Origin of the sequence: Enterococcus ureilyticus (assembly GCF_001730315.1) — a bacterium.
In the GTDB taxonomy this organism is placed as follows: Bacteria; Bacillota; Bacilli; order Lactobacillales; family Enterococcaceae; genus Enterococcus_L; species Enterococcus_L ureilyticus.
This window is the reverse complement of sequence record NZ_MIKC01000006.1, coordinates 1-17,221: the sequence shown is the minus strand read 5'-3', so window position 1 is coordinate 17,221 and position 17,221 is coordinate 1. Positions and strand designations below refer to the sequence as shown.

The 17,221-nt window shown below is 35.6% G+C and carries 18 protein-coding genes and 1 pseudogene; 6 read left to right on the top strand and 13 right to left on the bottom strand.

Going from position 1 to position 17,221, the window contains the following annotated elements; all coding sequences use genetic code 11:
• Positions 1-50: 50 nt before the first annotated feature.
• On the top strand, positions 51-737 hold the full coding sequence (locus tag BCR24_RS04490) for a 4'-phosphopantetheinyl transferase family protein (protein ID WP_069639371.1): 687 nt from the start codon (positions 51-53) through the stop codon (positions 735-737).
• Between the two features lie 85 nt (positions 738-822).
• On the opposite strand, the gene BCR24_RS04485 is transcribed toward BCR24_RS04490, so the two are convergent.
• From BCR24_RS04485 to BCR24_RS04465, 5 genes are all read right to left on the bottom strand, one after another.
• On the bottom strand, positions 823-2,064 hold the full coding sequence (locus tag BCR24_RS04485) for an MFS transporter (RefSeq protein WP_069639370.1): 1,242 nt from the start codon (positions 2,062-2,064) through the stop codon (positions 823-825).
• Between the two features lie 106 nt (positions 2,065-2,170).
• A complete protein-coding gene (locus tag BCR24_RS04480; protein WP_069639369.1) occupies positions 2,171-2,374 on the bottom strand; it encodes a hypothetical protein in 204 nt (67 codons plus the stop codon).
• 17 nt (positions 2,375-2,391) lie between these two features.
• The gene (locus tag BCR24_RS04475; RefSeq protein WP_069639368.1) at positions 2,392-2,619 is read right to left on the bottom strand and encodes a hypothetical protein; all 228 of its coding nucleotides are present in this window, start codon (positions 2,617-2,619) and stop codon (positions 2,392-2,394) included.
• 80 nt (positions 2,620-2,699) lie between these two features.
• On the bottom strand, positions 2,700-3,383 hold the full coding sequence (locus BCR24_RS04470) for an ABC-2 transporter permease (protein WP_069639367.1): 684 nt from the start codon (positions 3,381-3,383) through the stop codon (positions 2,700-2,702).
• A complete protein-coding gene (locus BCR24_RS04465) occupies positions 3,380-4,114 on the bottom strand; it encodes an ABC transporter ATP-binding protein (RefSeq protein WP_083244309.1) in 735 nt (244 codons plus the stop codon). The genes BCR24_RS04470 and BCR24_RS04465 overlap by 4 nt, the downstream gene beginning before the upstream one ends.
• A 225-nt stretch (positions 4,115-4,339) precedes the next feature.
• On the opposite strand from BCR24_RS04465, the gene BCR24_RS04460 reads away from it, so the two are divergent.
• Both BCR24_RS04460 and BCR24_RS04455 read left to right on the top strand, forming a co-directional pair.
• Positions 4,340-4,927, top strand: coding sequence for a TetR/AcrR family transcriptional regulator (locus BCR24_RS04460; protein ID WP_069639366.1), 588 nt, complete (start codon positions 4,340-4,342; stop codon positions 4,925-4,927).
• Between the two features lie 21 nt (positions 4,928-4,948).
• Entirely contained in the window at positions 4,949-5,185 is a 237-nt protein-coding gene (locus BCR24_RS04455) for a hypothetical protein (protein WP_069639365.1), read from the top strand.
• A 73-nt stretch (positions 5,186-5,258) separates the two neighbouring features.
• Here BCR24_RS04455 and BCR24_RS04450 read toward each other — a convergent pair whose 3' ends face one another.
• From BCR24_RS04450 to BCR24_RS04435, 4 genes are all read right to left on the bottom strand, one after another.
• Positions 5,259-6,689, bottom strand: coding sequence for a family 1 glycosylhydrolase (locus tag BCR24_RS04450; RefSeq protein ID WP_069639364.1), 1,431 nt, complete (start codon positions 6,687-6,689; stop codon positions 5,259-5,261).
• A gap of 79 nt (positions 6,690-6,768) precedes the next feature.
• The gene (locus tag BCR24_RS04445) at positions 6,769-8,628 is read right to left on the bottom strand and encodes a beta-glucoside-specific PTS transporter subunit IIABC (protein ID WP_069639363.1); all 1,860 of its coding nucleotides are present in this window, start codon (positions 8,626-8,628) and stop codon (positions 6,769-6,771) included.
• Between the two features lie 4 nt (positions 8,629-8,632).
• Complete coding sequence (locus tag BCR24_RS04440; protein ID WP_069639362.1) at positions 8,633-9,481, bottom strand: PRD domain-containing protein; 849 nt, start codon at positions 9,479-9,481, stop codon at positions 8,633-8,635.
• Positions 9,482-9,683: 202 nt separating this feature from the next.
• Complete coding sequence (locus BCR24_RS04435) at positions 9,684-11,132, bottom strand: glycoside hydrolase family 1 protein (RefSeq protein WP_069639361.1); 1,449 nt, start codon at positions 11,130-11,132, stop codon at positions 9,684-9,686.
• A gap of 161 nt (positions 11,133-11,293) precedes the next feature.
• Between BCR24_RS04435 and BCR24_RS04430 the strand changes: the two genes are divergently transcribed.
• Together BCR24_RS04430 and BCR24_RS04425 are read left to right on the top strand one after the other, a co-directional pair.
• Positions 11,294-12,085, top strand: coding sequence for a MurR/RpiR family transcriptional regulator (locus BCR24_RS04430; protein ID WP_069639360.1), 792 nt, complete (start codon positions 11,294-11,296; stop codon positions 12,083-12,085).
• 31 nt (positions 12,086-12,116) lie between these two features.
• The gene (locus tag BCR24_RS04425; RefSeq protein ID WP_069639359.1) at positions 12,117-12,719 is read left to right on the top strand and encodes a hypothetical protein; all 603 of its coding nucleotides are present in this window, start codon (positions 12,117-12,119) and stop codon (positions 12,717-12,719) included.
• Between the two features lie 222 nt (positions 12,720-12,941).
• Here the strand turns inward: BCR24_RS04425 and BCR24_RS04420 are convergent, their stop codons facing one another.
• From BCR24_RS04420 to BCR24_RS17370, 3 genes and pseudogenes are all read right to left on the bottom strand, one after another.
• Positions 12,942-14,201 (bottom strand): MFS transporter, encoded by a 1,260-nt coding sequence (locus BCR24_RS04420; protein ID WP_069639358.1) that lies wholly within the window; start codon positions 14,199-14,201, stop codon positions 12,942-12,944.
• Between the two features lie 179 nt (positions 14,202-14,380).
• The gene (yeiL, locus tag BCR24_RS04415) at positions 14,381-15,055 is read right to left on the bottom strand and encodes a transcriptional regulator YeiL (RefSeq protein ID WP_083244308.1); all 675 of its coding nucleotides are present in this window, start codon (positions 15,053-15,055) and stop codon (positions 14,381-14,383) included.
• Positions 15,056-15,157: 102 nt separating this feature from the next.
• A pseudogene (locus BCR24_RS17370) lies at positions 15,158-15,286 on the bottom strand (DUF3788 family protein); the annotation flags it as partial.
• 65 nt (positions 15,287-15,351) lie between these two features.
• Between BCR24_RS17370 and BCR24_RS04410 the strand changes: the two are divergent.
• Positions 15,352-15,969, top strand: coding sequence for a YczE/YyaS/YitT family protein (locus tag BCR24_RS04410; RefSeq protein ID WP_069639430.1), 618 nt, complete (start codon positions 15,352-15,354; stop codon positions 15,967-15,969).
• A gap of 43 nt (positions 15,970-16,012) precedes the next feature.
• On the opposite strand, the gene BCR24_RS04405 is transcribed toward BCR24_RS04410, so the two are convergent.
• A complete protein-coding gene (locus BCR24_RS04405; protein WP_069639357.1) occupies positions 16,013-16,804 on the bottom strand; it encodes an LssY C-terminal domain-containing protein in 792 nt (263 codons plus the stop codon).
• Positions 16,805-17,221: the final 417 nt, after the last annotated feature.

The window sequence follows — 17,221 nt, the reverse complement described above, 5'->3', positions numbered from 1 at the left end:
CTTACGATACTTCAAATAATCGATCCACTAGTCTTTGTATAGGAGTCCATATGCTAATTACACATTTAATGAAGCTAGATTGTTCACTAAAAACAGATACTTACTCTAAATGGTACCACTTACTTGAATTGGAAAAGCAATACAAAATAGCGAAATTCTGCTTCCCCGATGACCGACTACGCTCACTTACAGCGGGCATCTTGTTACGCTCTATGCTATCCAATTATTGTGGATTAACTCTTTCTGAATTGACTTTTTCAACGTCTAAATTGGGAAAGCCCTTCTTAATTTCTCACCCAACTATCTTTTTTAATTTGACTCATTCTGCTAGTTATGTTGCTTGCTCAATCAGCAGTGCTCCTGTAGGGATAGATATTGAGAAGATGGTGCAAATTAATATTAAAGAGATTGCTACATTTTTTTCTATTTCAGAACAAGACTATATTTTTTCTAAAGGAAGCGAGCAAAAACGTTTAGATGCCTTTTATTCTATCTGGACCCTGAAAGAAGCTTTTAGTAAAAAAATGGGTTGCGGTCTATCGATTCCTTTGGACAGTTATTCATTTTCATTAAGCGGAAAAACGATTTCTCTTTCAACACATTTAAAAAATAATGCTCAATTTTCTTCACAGTCTATTGAAAAGCACTATAAATTTGGGCTTTGTTCCCCAATTCTTTCAGAAAATAATGAAAAACGTTTGACTCTAACTGAGTTGATTGAAACTATACCTTTTTAAATGCAAAAAAATGCTTAGCTTATCATTTTATAAGTGATAAGCTAAGCACAAAACGTCACCTAGTTTGCAGTGTTAACCGCTCTTTTCATTGATTAAAATTTTTAAACGAGTTCTTTGAAAAATAGCTAACTAACAACATGACTAACCCTGTAAATAGAAATAGGATATAGACCGAGTTTGAAAAAATATCAAATAAAAAACCATATACAGCCTGTGAAAGCGGCTGCGCACATAAACTTAATGTCGTTACATAAGACATTACTTTTCCAACTAACTGAACAGGTGTATTCGCCTGTATATTAGAAACAACAAAAATTGAAAATAAGGTAAACAAAGCTTGTAATAACATGATCATAAATGTAAATAGTGCAAACGTTACTGTAGCAGGCATATCGATCGTAAAAATAACCCCCATGAGAAGAACTAACAGGCTCGATAACCCAACAATCAAATAACTATTTTTCATATTTAATTTTTTTGAAAGTACACCTACCATGATAGCTCCAGCAATTCCAGCTAAAGAAATCAAGCCTTGATTGATACCCAAATATTGACTATCCAGATCCAAAACGATTCGAATAATATAAGGGATACCAACAAATAACAACCCAGATATAAAGAAGCTGATAGCACCTAAAACTACGATAATTTTTATAATTGCTGGTTCTTCTTTCCTAATAAACAACCAGCTTTCTTTCAAATCTTTAATAACCGTTGCAATGGCACCATTCTCAAATTTAACTGTCAAAATAGGAATTTTGATAAAACATTCGATAGCCGCAGCACCAAAGAATAAAATAAAACACATAATAAATATCCATTCAATTCTCACTAAGCTATATAGAAAACCAGCAAGAATCGGCCCAACAAAATTTGCAAACAACTGAATTTGATTCACAACTGAGTTTGCCTTCAACAAATTATTTTCTTTAAATAACAATGGCATACTTGATTGGACAATCGGCGTTTCAAATGCTGACACAACTGACATCAAGAGCAAACAAATAGCAACGACCGCAATACTCGCTTTTGAAACGACTGAAAAGTAAACTAGTACCGCAACACAGGCATACAAACCATCCATAATAACCATCATATTTTTTTTATTGAAATTATCTGCTAAAACACCACCAATTGGGGAAAAAATAATTGTTGGAATGATCGATACTGCTAAAAGCGTACCAAACAATGCAGCAGACTTTGTTAGATCTAAAATATATAGGGATAACGCAAATTTCATTACAGAATTTGCTAAAACAGATAGGGTTTGCCCCATAATGATATAAGCAAAATTCCTACTCCAAATCGTACGACTTTCAATCTCCATTTTTTGCCTCCTAAATTTAAAAGCTAAAAGAGCTAGACCAGTTTTAACAGGGAAATAGAAAGAATTGGCTACGGTATTTTCCCCAAAAAACTGGTACATCATGCTCTTAGCGTTTCATATTGACTAACAAAAAGTTTGCTCCAGCTAAAATGCCTGGTATTAAAAAAACGAATGAGAATTTTAAACACACAAGGCTAACGATCATAACAAGCAAACTAATGAGCGAATATTTATTCGTCACTCTTGGTAATTTCACTTTGATTCCTAAACTTTCACCGATATTTTCAAAAAAACGAGTCATTTGATCCATTCTTATCATCCCTTTCCCTATAGTAAACTTGTTAGTAGCTGTGCACCTTGAGCCAGAACAATAACGATCCCACCCCAAATCAAGACTTTAGAAAGATTTTTATTTTTACTCTTATTTCTTTTGCCTAATACCAATCCGATAATAAGTAATATAATTCCTAAAATAATGGTTCCGATCCATACATATATTAGAACGGACTGATCAGGAATTTTGATAAATGAATTGTCTAAAAGTTTAGTTGGCATGATTAATACTCTCCCTTAATATAAAATATAGTGTACTTAGTCTGTTTTGATAAAAAAATCGACTACGAAACTTGAGAATCTTAAATTTCTTTTACTAACATTGAGCGATAAGTTATGACTAGCAAAATCAGGCTAACCACTCCCAGAAATAACGAAACAACAGGAATTCCTAGTAATCCTGAAGGTGAAGCTTGCGAATTAGAACCAATCACGACAATCACTAATGATGAAACGATTGTTGCAATAACCGAACTATTCCTCATCCCAATAAATAAAGGTAAAAATCCTAAACAAATGTTAGAAATAAGCACGATTACTACAGACCATAAGCTTTCAGGCATAAACGTGACAAATGTAAGCTGTCGACTTAATAAATAAATACTGATTTCTTGAAATACTGTAGAAAATACGGCAAATGCGGCTGTCAATAAGAAAACAAGCAAGAATTTAGCTAGAATCATTTGTTTTTTACTATATGGATAAGTAAATAACACGGTGATTGTTTTTGTTTTGTACTCCTCAATAATGATTTGAACAATCAAAATCGATTGCCATACAATTAGAACAGCTCGTGTAATCAGTAGGGCTAACTCAGAAGTCGTCAGTTGCATAGCTACACCTGTTGGCGTACCTTCACTTGGATTTGCTAGTAATGTCGACGTAAAAATCGAAAGAAGTAAGACGATGCAGTTCATCGCGAGCAACGAAATAATTTGGCTTTTCAAATTAATTTTTTTTAATTCGATTTTTAATAGTTTGCTCATTCATTCCCTCCTCCTTTAACTAAGGATAGATAGTATTCTTCAATGTCCATATCCATCTCTTCCAACTCTTTTTTACCCACTTCTTTAATCAGCTTACCTTTCGCGACAATCCCGATCGTATCAGCTATTTTGAATACTTCAATCAAGATATGGCTAGAAATCAAAACAGTGGTTCCATAGGTCTGATTGATACGTAAAATCAAATTTCTAAAATCAATAATTCCTTCTGGGTCTAATCCATTGATCGGTTCATCTAAAATCAATAGCTGTGGTTCATTTAAAAGTGCTCGACCTAATCCTAAACGTTGTTTCATTCCTAGTGAGAGCTGATCGATCATTTTCCCTTTCGCCTCACTTAAGCCAACATCTTGTAATACCTTATCTACATTGACCTTAAACTGTTCTCCCATGTAGTCACAATGAAGCAGAAGATTTTCTTCTACCGTCATATTTTCATAAAAAACAGGTGTTTCAATGATACTGCCAAGTTTCTTAAATTGATCCACAGCTTGCGGCATCTTCTCGTTAAACAGATAAATCTCCCCACTATTCGGTTTTACAAGGTCAAAAATAGCTTTTATGATTGTTGTTTTTCCAGCACCATTCGCACCCAACAAACCGTAAATCATCCCTTTTTTTAAGGACAGCGAGACATCATCTAAAACAAGTTGTTCACCAAATGTTTTCGTCAGTTGTTTGATCTCCAACACATTATCCAATAACCAGTTCACTCATTTCTCTTGAATATTTATTTGTGAATATTCATAACTTTATATTCACATGATAATGCTTGTCTAAAGTTCTGTCAAGTCTTTATAACATTTTTGCTGAAATTAATAAATGAATGTTCTATTTTTTGATGGATTCGCATGATAAAAACTTGACAAATTTTTTATTTAATCTACAATTATGAATATTAATAGAAATTTATTCAACAGTCAGAAAGTAGGCTACTAATGAAGACAGGTACTAAGGGATTTTCAGAAGAAAAGCGGGCAGAACTAAGAAGTACTCTCTGTATGGAATGTGAAAAAAGCTGGGGGATCAATGGTTATAAGAAAACGAATATCGCTGAATTGACCTCTAAAGCAGCCATTTCTACTGGCGCATTTTACTTATTATATGGCACAAAAGAAGATTTATTTGTTGATACATTAAATCGAGTTCAAAATCGCTTAAAAACAAATTGGCGCAACATTTTATATGCGGAACCATCTAAAGAAGGTTTTGTCGAAGCAATGAAATTCTTATTTAGAGAATACAAAAACTCGCCTTTTCTTTATGATTTCTCTAATCCTGATTTTTTAGCTTTTATTGGCAAATTACCACCAGATCTCATCGCTGAACTTGAAACGGACAACTGGAAGTTTTTTGAAGAGGCATTACACATTGCCAATCTAAAACTTAAGGTAAGCGAAAAAAAAGCCTTTGAAATCATCAATACTTTGTTAAGTATTATTATTATCCGCAACAGGGTAACCGATGATTTCGAGACTATTTTTGAGTTTATTTTAAACTCTACCATTGATAATGTGATTGAATAGCACTATAAAGGAGGAATAAGCATGTTATCAGAAATCAACACTACTTTAAACAAAGTCAACGACGCTTTAGATGTCAATGTTTCTTTACCCACACCAAATGACGACCGACTAGCCAAGGCATCTGCTGTCAATTTTTTATTAGGGACAACGGCTTTCTGCTATGGTCTCCTTTCAAAAAAGAAAAGTTATTGTGTAATAGGTGGCCTCTCAGTTCTTTCTGCATTATTTTTAAACGAAGAAATTGGTCGAGATAAGTAAATAGTAGTACTCACTTACAGGAATAAAAAAAGCATGTGCCAAATAAATTTTTTGACACACGCTTTTTTTGTATTTATTTTGTTGAAAAATTTGGGTTTTGCTTAATCATTTCTTGATACCATTTAAATGATTTTTTCTTCTTGCGTTCTAAAGTTCCTGTCTGATCATCATTTTTATCTACATAGATAAACCCATAGCGTTTTTTCATTTCACCAGTTGTTGCACTGACTAAATCAATTGGTCCCCACATTAAATAGCCAAAACAATCTACATAATCTTCAACGATTGCTTTTTCCATTTGTTCTAAATGTTTTTGGAGATAATCGATGCGGTAATCATCTTGAATCGAACCATCAGCTTCCACCTGATCCACTGCGCCTAAGCCATTTTCCGTAATGATGATCGGTAACCCGTAGCGTCTATATACATAATTTAAAAGATATCTTAATCCAGTCGGATCGATTGCCCAACCCCACTTACTCTGTTTAAGATACGGATTTTGAACACCGCCGAATAAAGTTTCTTCATTATCGTCGTCCCCTTCATAATGGGCCACACTTGAAGAATAATAATTTAGTCCTATAAAATCCAACTTGCCTTTTGCAAAAGCATCTTGGTCGGCTTTAGAAATTTCTAGCTCAATGCCTTGAGCCTTGTATTCTTTCAATTTGTACGCTGGAAATTTCCCCATACACATAGCATCGATCTGATAAAATTCACGATCTGTTTCTTTCAACGAATTCATAACATTTTGCGGATCACAATTTAACGGATAGGCTGGTGTCAAACCAAAAACGCAGCCAACTTGATTCGTTGGATCGATTCTTCGAGCTAACGCGACAGCCTCTACACTAGCTAATGTCATATTGTAGCTGATTGTTGCTAACGTTTGCTTTTTGTTTTCCATCTCAGTGTATTTCAATCCAGCAATAATATAGGTAAAAATATCTGATGCTTCTGTTTGAGGATCAATATGGTTCATTTCGTTAAACGTTACCCAATAACGGACTTTGCCTTTTAGCGCTTCAAACATTGTTTGACAATAGTTTAAATAAAAGTCAATGACTTTTCTGTTCGTCCATGAGCCATATTCTCTGACTAAATGAACGGGCATTTCAAAATGATACAATGTCACGATCGGTTCAATGCCATTTTTCAATAATTCATCGACTACTTTTTGATAAAACTGAACCCCTAATGGATTAGCTTTTGCTTCATCGCCTTTAGGATAAATTCTTGACCAATCGATGGAAATGCGTAGTGCTTTAAAACCCATCTCAGCAAATAAAGCGATGTCTTCTTTATAGCTATGATAAAAATTGATCCCATCATGTGATGGATAATATTTATCTGCCTCAATTGTCTGACAAATTTCACGAGGAGTTTCATGACTTCCTTGCGTGACCAGATCCATGATCGCCACACCTTTACCGTCTTGATCCCAAGCACCTTCACATTGATGAGCAGCAATACTGCCGCCCCATAAAAATTCATTTTTTTTCATTGTGTATTCTCCTTAAATTAAAAGCAACGCGGGCTCGCTCAGCTCTTAGAAATTGATAGATAGCCCGCAAAGCTAGATATTATAAAATAACGGTCAAACACTCATCATCGGCGAATAAATTTTCTTGTGTTGCTGGTATCACGTCTAAGTAATCCATTGTATTTGTAATAACCACGATAACAGTTGGGTCATACCCATCATTTTTGATTCCTTCAAAATCAACTGTTGATAGTAATTGACCTTGTTTTACATAATCGCCTTGTTCCACGATCGTATCAAAGTGTTTGCCATCAAGTTCTACTGTATCGATACCGATGTGGATCAGTACTTCTACGCCTTGTTCTGTTTTGATGCCGATTGCATGCTTCGTTGGAAAAACAGCTGATACTTCACCTGCAACAGGTGCAACGATTTGACTATCACTTGGAATAATTCCTAATCCTTTACCTAATGCACCCGTTGAGAATGCTTGATCGTTGATTTCAGCTAATGGAACCAATTTTCCTTCTACAACTGAAGCCAGGGGAACTTTCTTTAAGGTCGTATTTGAGACTTGTTCAGTTTCTTTTAATGGTTCTTTTGACTGGACTTCTTTTTCTTCTTGAGGAATCCCTAAAATGTAAGCAGCAACACCCGCTGCTACAAAACCAACCACTACACTGATGATCATAAAAATCAGGTTAGAGAAATCTTGATTATCCGCATACGATGGTAGCCCCATCAAGCCCCAAACAATAGAATAGGTTTTTACGTTCATTAGACCTGCAAACAAACCACCCATTCCACCACCGATCATAACGGCAATAAACGGTCTTCTATATTTAATAAAGGCACCATAAATCGCTGGTTCTGTGACACCCATCAACGCACTAAAACTCACTGTCCCAAATAATTGTTTCTGTTTAGAATCCTTTGCTCTTAAGAAGTAACCTAACATGGCACCTGATACAGCTAAATCAGAAATTGTCGCTGCTGCTAAGAAAATCGGGTCGTACCCCATTTTGTTTACAAAATTCAGTGCTAAAGGCATCATGAAGTTTCCAGCACCTAACATGATCAAGAACGGTTGGAATGCTGCATAAAGCATCACAACGATCCAGCTACCAAATGTATTGTGTAAGACTTCAAAGAACCAACCAATACCGTCGCCAATCCAAATCCCGATCGGTCCAAATACTAATAATGTTACTGGCAAACAAATCACCATGATCAATAATGGGTTTAAAAAGTATTGTAAAAACTTCGGAACATATTTTTTTAATAATACTGTTAATTGTCCCATAAACCAAACAGCTAAAATAATTGGAATAAATGAGTTCGCATAAACCATTTGCGGTAATTGAATCCCAAAGATGCTCAAACCTGCTACATCATTGATTGAACTTGAAACAAGCGTTGCTGCTAACGCTACTGCCAAATAAGGACTCGCTTTTAAGCGCTTTGCACAAGACATAGCAATTAAAATTGGTAAAAAGAAAAAGACTGCTGAACGAATCGAATCTAATAATTGATACGTTGGGCTATCTGCAGAAATCAGCCCTGTGATTGAAAATAATGATAAAAAACCAGCTAGTAATCCAGAAGCAATAATCGGCTCGATCACAGGTGTCATTGTTTCAGAAAGTAAGTCCATTGCTGCTTTTAACGGATTTTTTTTCTCTTTTACTTCTGTTTCCTCATCTGAGCTGGGTGCTATTCCCAACATACTGATCAATTCTGCGTGAACTTCACTAACATGTGTCCCAATGATCACTTGGTAAGCTACGTTATTAGAGACAACATCGATTACGCCATCTAGCGCCTTTAATCCTTCTGTGTCAGCCTTTGAGCGATCATTTAAGGTAAAACGTAAACGGGTCATACAGTGAACGACCGCTTGGATATTCTCTTTCCCACCTACTAGGCGGATGATGTCTTCATTAAATGTTTGATATTTCATTTTCTTATGTCCTCTCTTTTTGACTCCGATGCGTCACTCGATGGATATGGAGCATAAGATAGGTTTCTTCATCGATCGTTAGATCACAGCTGTACTTTTGCTGAACATAGACTCTGATTTTCTGCACACATTCAAACGAACTAGGATACAAGAGCTTGATTTGTTCATTTAAGATTGAATCACTTTCCTCATCACTATTTTGAGTCATGATTCGTTGAATAAAGTATTGCAGATGGGTCATCAGCCTCATATAATTCAAAGAGCCTTCATCTAATTTAATCTGAAAATGATACTGAATGATCGATAAGATATCTCTTAAACTCTCCATTGAGCGGATCGTTTCGTCTAGATTATTCTTATCCTCCTGCAGATTGACAAAGTGTAACGCAATCGAAACAGCTTCATCCTCTGGAAATGTTACTTGGAATTGGTCATTGATCAAGTTCAATGCATACATGCCAATGTCAAAATGCTGCGGATAAAATTTCTTTACTTCCCAAGTTAATGGGCTGCGAATAAATTGTCCTTTGGCTGCACGTTTCAATGCAAATTCGATATGATCCAGTAAGGTCAAACTGAGATAGTCATTTGATTTTTCACCCAACTTTTCTTCCCCGTAAGCAATGATTTGATTGACTAAAGTGATATGATTCGCATCAGAATGAGACAACAAATAACTAAAGTGCTCCAACATATCATTAGAATCTAACACATACGTTTTTTCAATTTCATCTTCATGGATGGCTTGACCGACTTTTTTTCTAAACGCCAAACCCTTGGCATAGACGATGACCTCGTTGTCTCCACGGCTTACGATTGCTACGTTGTTGTTTAAAATTTGACTTACTTTCACTTGATATACTCCTTTCCAGAAAAAAAACTCAAACTACCCAGGAAAGGACATTCCTAGGTAATCTGAGTTCTGCCTGCATTATTCAGTAACATACTCTATAAATGACTACATCGTCATTATCAGTTTTTTCTCTTGTGTTTAGTATAATCCATTCAGCTAAAATAAGCAACGCTTACATTGAATATATTTCGGTATTCTTCTCTTAATCCAGATTGCCGCCATTTGTTTCAATTACTTTTTTGTACCAATAGAAAGAATCTTTTCTAGAGCGATCCAAGGTGCCTTTTCCCTCATCGTCTAAATCCACATAAATGAAGCCGTAACGTTTGGACATTTCACTCGTACTTGCACTGACTAAATCGATACAGCCCCATGGCGTGTAGCCCATTAAGTCCACACCTTCATTGATGGCTTGTTCCATTTGTTCAATATGACTTCTTAAATAATCAATACGATAGCTATCATGAATACTGCCGTCTGCTTCGACAACATCTTTAGCACCTAACCCGTTTTCTACGATAAATAATGGAATTTGATAACGATCATATAGCTTATGCAAGGTTACACGTAAGCCAACTGGATCAATTTGCCAACCCCATTCACTTGCTTCTAAGTAGGGATTTTTCTTAGACCCCAGTAAGTTGCCTTCTGTAATATTGCCCTCTTTTTTATGGGACGCAATGCTACTCATGTAGTAGCTGAAAGACATATAATCGACTGTTCCTTCTTTCAGAATTTGATCATCACTTGCTTCTTTTTTGATCGTAATATTATGGTCACGAAAGAATTTATTCATATAACTTGGATAATATCCACGAATTTGAACATCTGAATAGAATAAGTTATTGTGATCACTATTCACACTTTCCATTACATCTAACGGATGACAGGTTTCCGGATAAGCTTCCATTCTTGCTAACATACAACCAATTTTCGCATTTGGAATAATGTCATGACAGGCTTTAACTGCTAGAGCACTTGCTACAAATTGATGATGGGCTGCTTGGTATTGCGCCTGCAGCATATTTTTTTCTCCATCAGCTAAGATTCCACCACTTAAATAGCCTGTCATTCCAATAATATTGATTTCATTAAAGGTCAACCAGTATTTCACTTTGTCCTTGTAGCGATTAAAAAGAACACGTGCATAACGTTCAAACGCTTCAATCGTCTTACGACTTTCCCATCCATTTTGCTTAAATGCTAATCCTAAAGGAAACTCATAATGAGAAATCGTTACGAGTGGTTCTATATCATATTTCAAGCACTCATCAAAAACCGCATCATAGAAAGCTAAACCAGCTTCATTTGGCTCTAACTCATCTCCGTTTGGAAAAATGCGCGGCCAAGAAATCGATAAACGGAACGTTTTAAAGCCCATCTCAGCAAATAAGGCAATATCCTCTTTATATCTATGATAAAAATCGATGCCGTGACGTTTCGGATAGACTCCTTCTTTGTCATTCATCGCAAACTCAACATCTGCTTTGGTCGTTGGTTTAAGTAATTCTGCCATACTTATTCCGTTTTCTTTGATAAAACGTGCAGTATCAGCTGTTGACCAGCCCTTACCGTCTTCTAAAAATGCCCCTTCAAACTGATTAGCTGCTGTTGCGCCGCCCCATAAAAAATTTTGTGGAAATCCGCTCATATTTCCCATCCTCTCAATCATTGATTTAGTGTATAATTGATTTAACAACTTTAGTTTACCATGAGAAGAGCCCGAGCTATTTTTATGTTTCTGATACGATTTTCATTATTACGATTCATTTTCATGTTTGCGAAAATGAATCGCTACGAAGGAGTTTTTTGATGCTTGATCTATTTGATTTTCTCCATTATTTAAATACGAATAAGCGAGATGCAACCTATTCACGAATCATCATTTATCTCTTTACTCATCTTGACAAAATTCGAATGATGACGATTACTGAAATTGCAGAATCTTGTTTCGTCTCACCTGCAACACTAACACGTTTTTGTCGTCACTTCGGTGTTTCCAGCTTTGCCTCTTTACGGGAATCGTTAGTTTCTTTAGGAACAATGAGAAAGCATAGTGGTTTACGGATGAAAGAACAGGAATTAGCAGATTTGACTAGTGATCCCAAAAGTTATCTCGCTTCTTATGGAAATGAAATCAGCACAGCAATCAATGATGTTTTACAAACGATCGATATAAACCAAGTGGATCAGATCTTGGCTGATATCCATCATGCTGAAGAAATCGTTCTTATCGGCTACAGTTCCACTTTAGATTTAGCTAAAGATTTACAAACCTCTTTTCTACTCAGCCAAAAATTAGTCTTGGTAGGAGAAACAGAAGAAACACAGCAAGCTTTTATTGAAGACCTTAGCACAGATTCGATGGTGATCGTTATTTCATCTTATGGTTCTGTCCTTAATCGCAGTAGTGAGCTAATGAGAAAAATCAGCGACAGTCCCGCACGGTCGATTCTTTTGACACAGCATACACAAAATACTTTGACCAACCAATTTGACTTAGCTGTCAATGTAACGACGACAAATTATGTGCGTATTGGAAATTATCCGTTGACTTTTTTTCTAGATTATTTTGTAAGACGCTATGCAAGTTTGTATCAGTAAATAAATTAAGATTGTTATTATAGGAGGAATTATGGGTATATTTGATTTTTTTAAAAAGGAAGAGCCAAAAGAAGTGGTTGATTTAAATGAGGAAGTCGCTAAAATCGTCGCTATTTATGAAGATTATCCTGAATTTCCAGCGATGTCAGCTGACCGTAACGTTGATGAATGGTTAAAAACAATTGCAGATGGTAGTGGCAAAATTGTTCCGAAAGAAAATATGATCAGAAATGCAGATGGTTTATTACCTGGTGAAGTGCTTTTACTTGATTGGGTCAATGAAAAAGACTCGACTACTGGGTGTTTTCCAGAGTTCTTTGAAATGGAGTTTGGAATTGATCCCGTAGAAGCAACGAATCAACTATTATTTGCTGATTATCTAGATATTTTAAATGATGCATCTGTTATTGATTATTGGTCTTTATTTCAGCTAAATGAAGTTTTAGAGGAAAATGGTCTCAACCAATATGATACGAAAGAACGCGCTATCCAAGTATTGAAAAAGGAATTTACCGCTGATTATATCGTAAATATGGTCGATCCCGGGATTTATGTTTTAATGGAGAAAGGTCAGTTTATTGTATCTAAATATGCTGATTTTATTCACGAATATTTAGATACACCACCTGAATAAAAAAATCTAGGCTAACAATCACTGTTGTGCCTAGATTTTTTATCTAACTCCCAAGGCCTACACTGTTCGATTCCCCAGAGTCCACCACTTCACTCTATCCCTCACCATTGTTGCTTTTGTATTCGTTACAGGCAGCGTTGTACTTTCTTTAAATTAAAGAAAGAAGAAAAAAGCACTTAAAAAAAAGCAACTTTCTTCTTACAAAGGTGTTCAATTTCTTATTTAAATCATTTCTTTTCTTCCATAAATATCGGTTTCTACAGTTTTTCTGAACAAATAATAACATAAAAAAGAGAGCAACAAGACGCTACAAGCTATGAAGGTTAGCGGCAAAAAGACATTGCTTGTCGTTTGCTTAAAGATCATGCCAATCATTATTTGTCCTAATGGAACTGCACATTGCGCACATGCCACAATTGTTGCCATCACTTTTCCTAGATTTTCTTTAGGCGTCACTCGCTGGACCATGGAAATCAAGTAAATCGAGATAACACTCATCAACATACCAATTGGAATACCTGTGATCACAAATAAGACAAACCCTAGTACATTCCCAGAAGGTGTCCCGGCGAAAGTTAACCCAAGATTCATAGCAAACAACAACAATCCTGATAATGTAAACGTAAGATACAGGTTGTTCAGACGTAATTTCTTTGTAAAAAAACCAGCAAATACAGCACCTAAAATTGTTGCAAGGCTGACTAAAGACATGCCAAAACCATACATCGAATCATTGGCCTGTAGCATTACTCTTAATATAACAGGCGTACCTACAATAAAAAATGATGCTAACACAAAGTTGACAAGCGCCGCAATCAGAATCGATTTTAAAATTACTGAATTTTTGCGGACCTCTTGAAAGCCTTCAATCAAATCTGAGGTCAGTGTTGTGAGCAACCCCTTTTCTAACGCTCTTTTTTCAAACGGAATTTGAAGGAAGGATTCAATCACAGCTGCCAAAAGGAAAAAAAGTGCACTGCACGCAACCAGTACCTGAGCACCTAAAATACTATAGAGAATACCGCCAATAATCGGTGCCACAACATTAGACATGGAAAGAACGCCATTCACTAACCCATTCACTTTTTCTAACTTGCTTTCTTCTACCAATAAAGGAATACTGGCGGTAACAACTGGCGTGTCAAAACTGCCGACGATCGATAAGAGGAACAACAGCGCTCCTATCATGAAAATCGATTGATTCATCCCTAAAACAAAAAATAGAAACACAGCCAATACTGCATTCGCAATGTCCATCAAAACCATTAACATCCGTCGATCAAATCGATCAGCGATTGCACCACCGATTGGTGCAAATAAAACAGGGATACTCGAAATCGCCAAAACCGTTGCAAAAATATCTGCTCGTCCGGTCTGATCCAACACGAAAAGTGATAAAGCAAATCGTAAAATAGCACCTCCAAACACCGAAATAACTTGTCCCAATATCAAATATAGAATATTCTTTTGACCCTTTTTCATTTTCTCTCTCCTAACATCCTTTTCTGTGTCCATCTGACAATAAAGCGATTACTTTTATATCACTTATAAGCTTACCATTTTATGGTAGTTTCCTACTCATTCAAAAGAACTAGTTTTTCTAGGACTTTCGGCTGATTATTACAGATCAGTGTTATTAGATTCGGTCCTTCTTGATACTTTTAAAAATCGCTCAATCCTTGAGCTAGTTGCTTTAGTTTGGCTTGATTCAAGTGATAGCTTTTTCCCTCTTTTATAACCACTTCATTCTTTTGAAATTCAGTCAATGTATACATCAGATGTCGATAGCTAACCCCTAAATATTCAGCAGTTTCCGTTTGTTTTTCAGTGTAGACTCCCTCAACTTCTGTCTGCAGCATATATGCCGCTAAACGATGCTTTAATTCATAATTTTGATTATTTGAAAAATGCTCTACTCTTAGCAGAACTTTTTCACCTAAATACTGTGCAAGAATTCTTAAAAAATGAGGATCATTTAGCAAATCTTGTTTTACCTTCTGATAGGGCAGCGTTAAACAAACACAACGGTCGATTGCTTGCACATCTTTGACTTGTTTTTCGACTTCTAATAAAGACAGTTCTCCGATAAAATCTCCATCACCTAAAAATTGAATCAGCGAACGTCGACCATTTTCATGTATTTTGTAAATTTTAGCTCGACCTTCAATGACAAAAAAGAGATGCTCTACTTGTTTATCAAAACGAACAATGTATTCTTTACTATCATAAATAAAAAGTTTGGCTTGTTTGAGTATTGTTTCGGAAAAGTAAGTAGATAAATCAATTTTATTTTCTCCAATTACTTCATTCAGTTGCTCTAAATGGATTTTTTTCATGTCATTCTCCTTAAAATGTGAGATATCTCCTATTATTATGACTGATTATCCGTTAAATTGTGAGTGGGACATAACTCTTCGAGTCATATCCCGCTCACGTGGAATCAGGATAAACGGTGGGAGCAGAAGCAACCCCTTCGGAAATAAGCTGAAATTCACAAAAATTTGAAGAACAATTTTCGTGAATTCCCTCTTATTTCTCGGGGTTTAACACTTCTGTCCCATCCTCATTCTTTTTTGTCAGTGCTAACGACGCTTGATTCGCTTTTATATTAGGAGGGTTCATAGTGAAAAAAATGATATCTTCATTGTTCTTTTATACACTTAGCGGTATTGGCATCAGTTTAACCTTAAAGGCCGAGATCGGTGTTAGTAGTTTCAATTCGCTCAATGTAGCGATTGCTTCAATCAATGAAATTAAAGTTGGGACAATCACCGTCTTATTAAATACTTGTTCTTTGATTCTGTATATGTTGCTATCTAAGGAAAAACATTTTTTGAAGTATTTATTGATGTTTCTTTCAGTCCTTTGCTTGGGAAGTATTATCAATTTCTTTACATATACAGTACTCGCTCCACTGAGTTTGAATAATTATTTGCTTCGGTTAGCAGTCTTTGTTCTTGGTACATGCGTTGCAGGTTTTGCAACTGGAATGGTGATCTCCCTTGGGGTGTTACCTTTTCCTATTGAAAGTGTCTGTATTGCTTTATCAGAATTGACTGGCTATTCTTTCGCTAAGTTCAGGTATGGTATTGATTTGTTTTCAGTAGCTAGCTCCTTAGCCCTTTCATTTATTTATGATCTGCCGATTTTTGTCAGGGAAGGGACGCTGATCAGCTTAGTCTTATTATCTGGTGTCATCTCTTTTACCAAAGCTAATTACGAAATCTACTTACTCAAACGAAACAATTAAAGAAAAGGCGCAGAAAACGTGATTGCTCATTCTGCGCTCTTTCTTATTTGTCTATTTTAATAAATGGTAAGGCACCATCCGTAAATATTTCATCTCCACCACCGTTACGACCATGATAACTCGTTGTAAAATGCTCCACAACCTCAACTGAGACGGCTTGACTCGATTGCTTAAACGAATCTAAAACAAAATCTCGTTCTTTATCAATATCTGAATTGATTTTATGTGTGACCTGTCCAGTAAAAAATGAGAATCCTACTTTTTTATCATAAGTAGCGGCTCCTAACCAGTCTGCCTCTCTTCCACCTGGTAAATACCAATTTTCTGGAGTTTGCCAAAAACGAATATGATGTCTTCTTCTAGGGTTATTATTTATCTCTCGTTCAAAAGCTATATCTTGTTTCTTGTTGAACAGAAATAGCGAACTGACAGGTGCTTTAGGGTATGACTTCCCAAAAACACTTGCAGTGATCATATGCAGACTAGACTTTACCGATAATGGCTCCGCAATTGTCCATCCTGCTTCTAGAAAAAGTTTCTCTAATTCTTTTTTTGTACCAATAAAGGCAAGATTGATAGGATCACCAAGCAAACCATCACTGGTTCTTGAACGACCAATGAAATAATCTGGCAGATAGCGACCTGTCAATAATTTATTAATATAAGGAATCACTAGATAAGAGCTAAATAGCCATAACGCAATATAGAAAAATAGATGGATTTTTTTAGTTAAAATTTCTGCAAATAACGACTGATAAACTAAATAACCAATAATCACGATTACAATGAAACGAAATACTCTAAATATACTATTTAACACCGTTTGCTTTTTCATTTACTCTCTCTCCTTTTTATATAACTTATGGCTCTATTTTTCTAGGTTATAAGAGACCTATCGATTATAATTATCCAGTCCTCCTTCAAATGTATAACAGAACTAATCTTTTGTTCCAAGCTCATCTCAATTATATTATTCATCGCCTTTTTGGTATTCAGTTGTTGTAAGCATTGCTCTTGTTTTTTCGATCCTTTCTTTAATGGCAGTTATCAAAATGAAAAAATGTTTTTTCGTTTAATTAAATTATACTCTATTCTGAAATAAAGTCGTCTGATAGCATTTAAACTAAGACATAAAAAAAGAAGTAACCAATAAAAGCTCTATACTTTCTGATGTTGGTGAGAAATCACCGGCATCTTTTTAATGCAAAATAATAGAAAAGACACCCTGATATCCTTTAGAATTAAGTCGTCT

Coding starts and splice junctions, on each gene's coding strand:
- BCR24_RS04490 (WP_069639371.1), top strand. CDS start 51: ATGCTAATTACACATTTAATGAAGCTAGATTGTTCACTAAAAACAGAT.
- BCR24_RS04485 (WP_069639370.1), bottom strand. CDS start 2,064: ATGGAGATTGAAAGTCGTACGATTTGGAGTAGGAATTTTGCTTATATC.
- BCR24_RS04480 (WP_069639369.1), bottom strand. CDS start 2,374: ATGGATCAAATGACTCGTTTTTTTGAAAATATCGGTGAAAGTTTAGGA.
- BCR24_RS04475 (WP_069639368.1), bottom strand. CDS start 2,619: ATGCCAACTAAACTTTTAGACAATTCATTTATCAAAATTCCTGATCAG.
- BCR24_RS04470 (WP_069639367.1), bottom strand. CDS start 3,383: ATGAGCAAACTATTAAAAATCGAATTAAAAAAAATTAATTTGAAAAGC.
- BCR24_RS04460 (WP_069639366.1), top strand. CDS start 4,340: ATGAAGACAGGTACTAAGGGATTTTCAGAAGAAAAGCGGGCAGAACTA.
- BCR24_RS04455 (WP_069639365.1), top strand. CDS start 4,949: ATGTTATCAGAAATCAACACTACTTTAAACAAAGTCAACGACGCTTTA.
- BCR24_RS04450 (WP_069639364.1), bottom strand. CDS start 6,689: ATGAAAAAAAATGAATTTTTATGGGGCGGCAGTATTGCTGCTCATCAA.
- BCR24_RS04445 (WP_069639363.1), bottom strand. CDS start 8,628: ATGAAATATCAAACATTTAATGAAGACATCATCCGCCTAGTAGGTGGG.
- BCR24_RS04435 (WP_069639361.1), bottom strand. CDS start 11,132: ATGAGCGGATTTCCACAAAATTTTTTATGGGGCGGCGCAACAGCAGCT.
- BCR24_RS04430 (WP_069639360.1), top strand. CDS start 11,294: ATGCTTGATCTATTTGATTTTCTCCATTATTTAAATACGAATAAGCGA.
- BCR24_RS04425 (WP_069639359.1), top strand. CDS start 12,117: ATGGGTATATTTGATTTTTTTAAAAAGGAAGAGCCAAAAGAAGTGGTT.
- BCR24_RS04420 (WP_069639358.1), bottom strand. CDS start 14,201: ATGAAAAAGGGTCAAAAGAATATTCTATATTTGATATTGGGACAAGTT.
- yeiL (WP_083244308.1), bottom strand. CDS start 15,055: ATGAAAAAAATCCATTTAGAGCAACTGAATGAAGTAATTGGAGAAAAT.
- BCR24_RS04410 (WP_069639430.1), top strand. CDS start 15,352: ATGATATCTTCATTGTTCTTTTATACACTTAGCGGTATTGGCATCAGT.
- BCR24_RS04405 (WP_069639357.1), bottom strand. CDS start 16,804: ATGAAAAAGCAAACGGTGTTAAATAGTATATTTAGAGTATTTCGTTTC.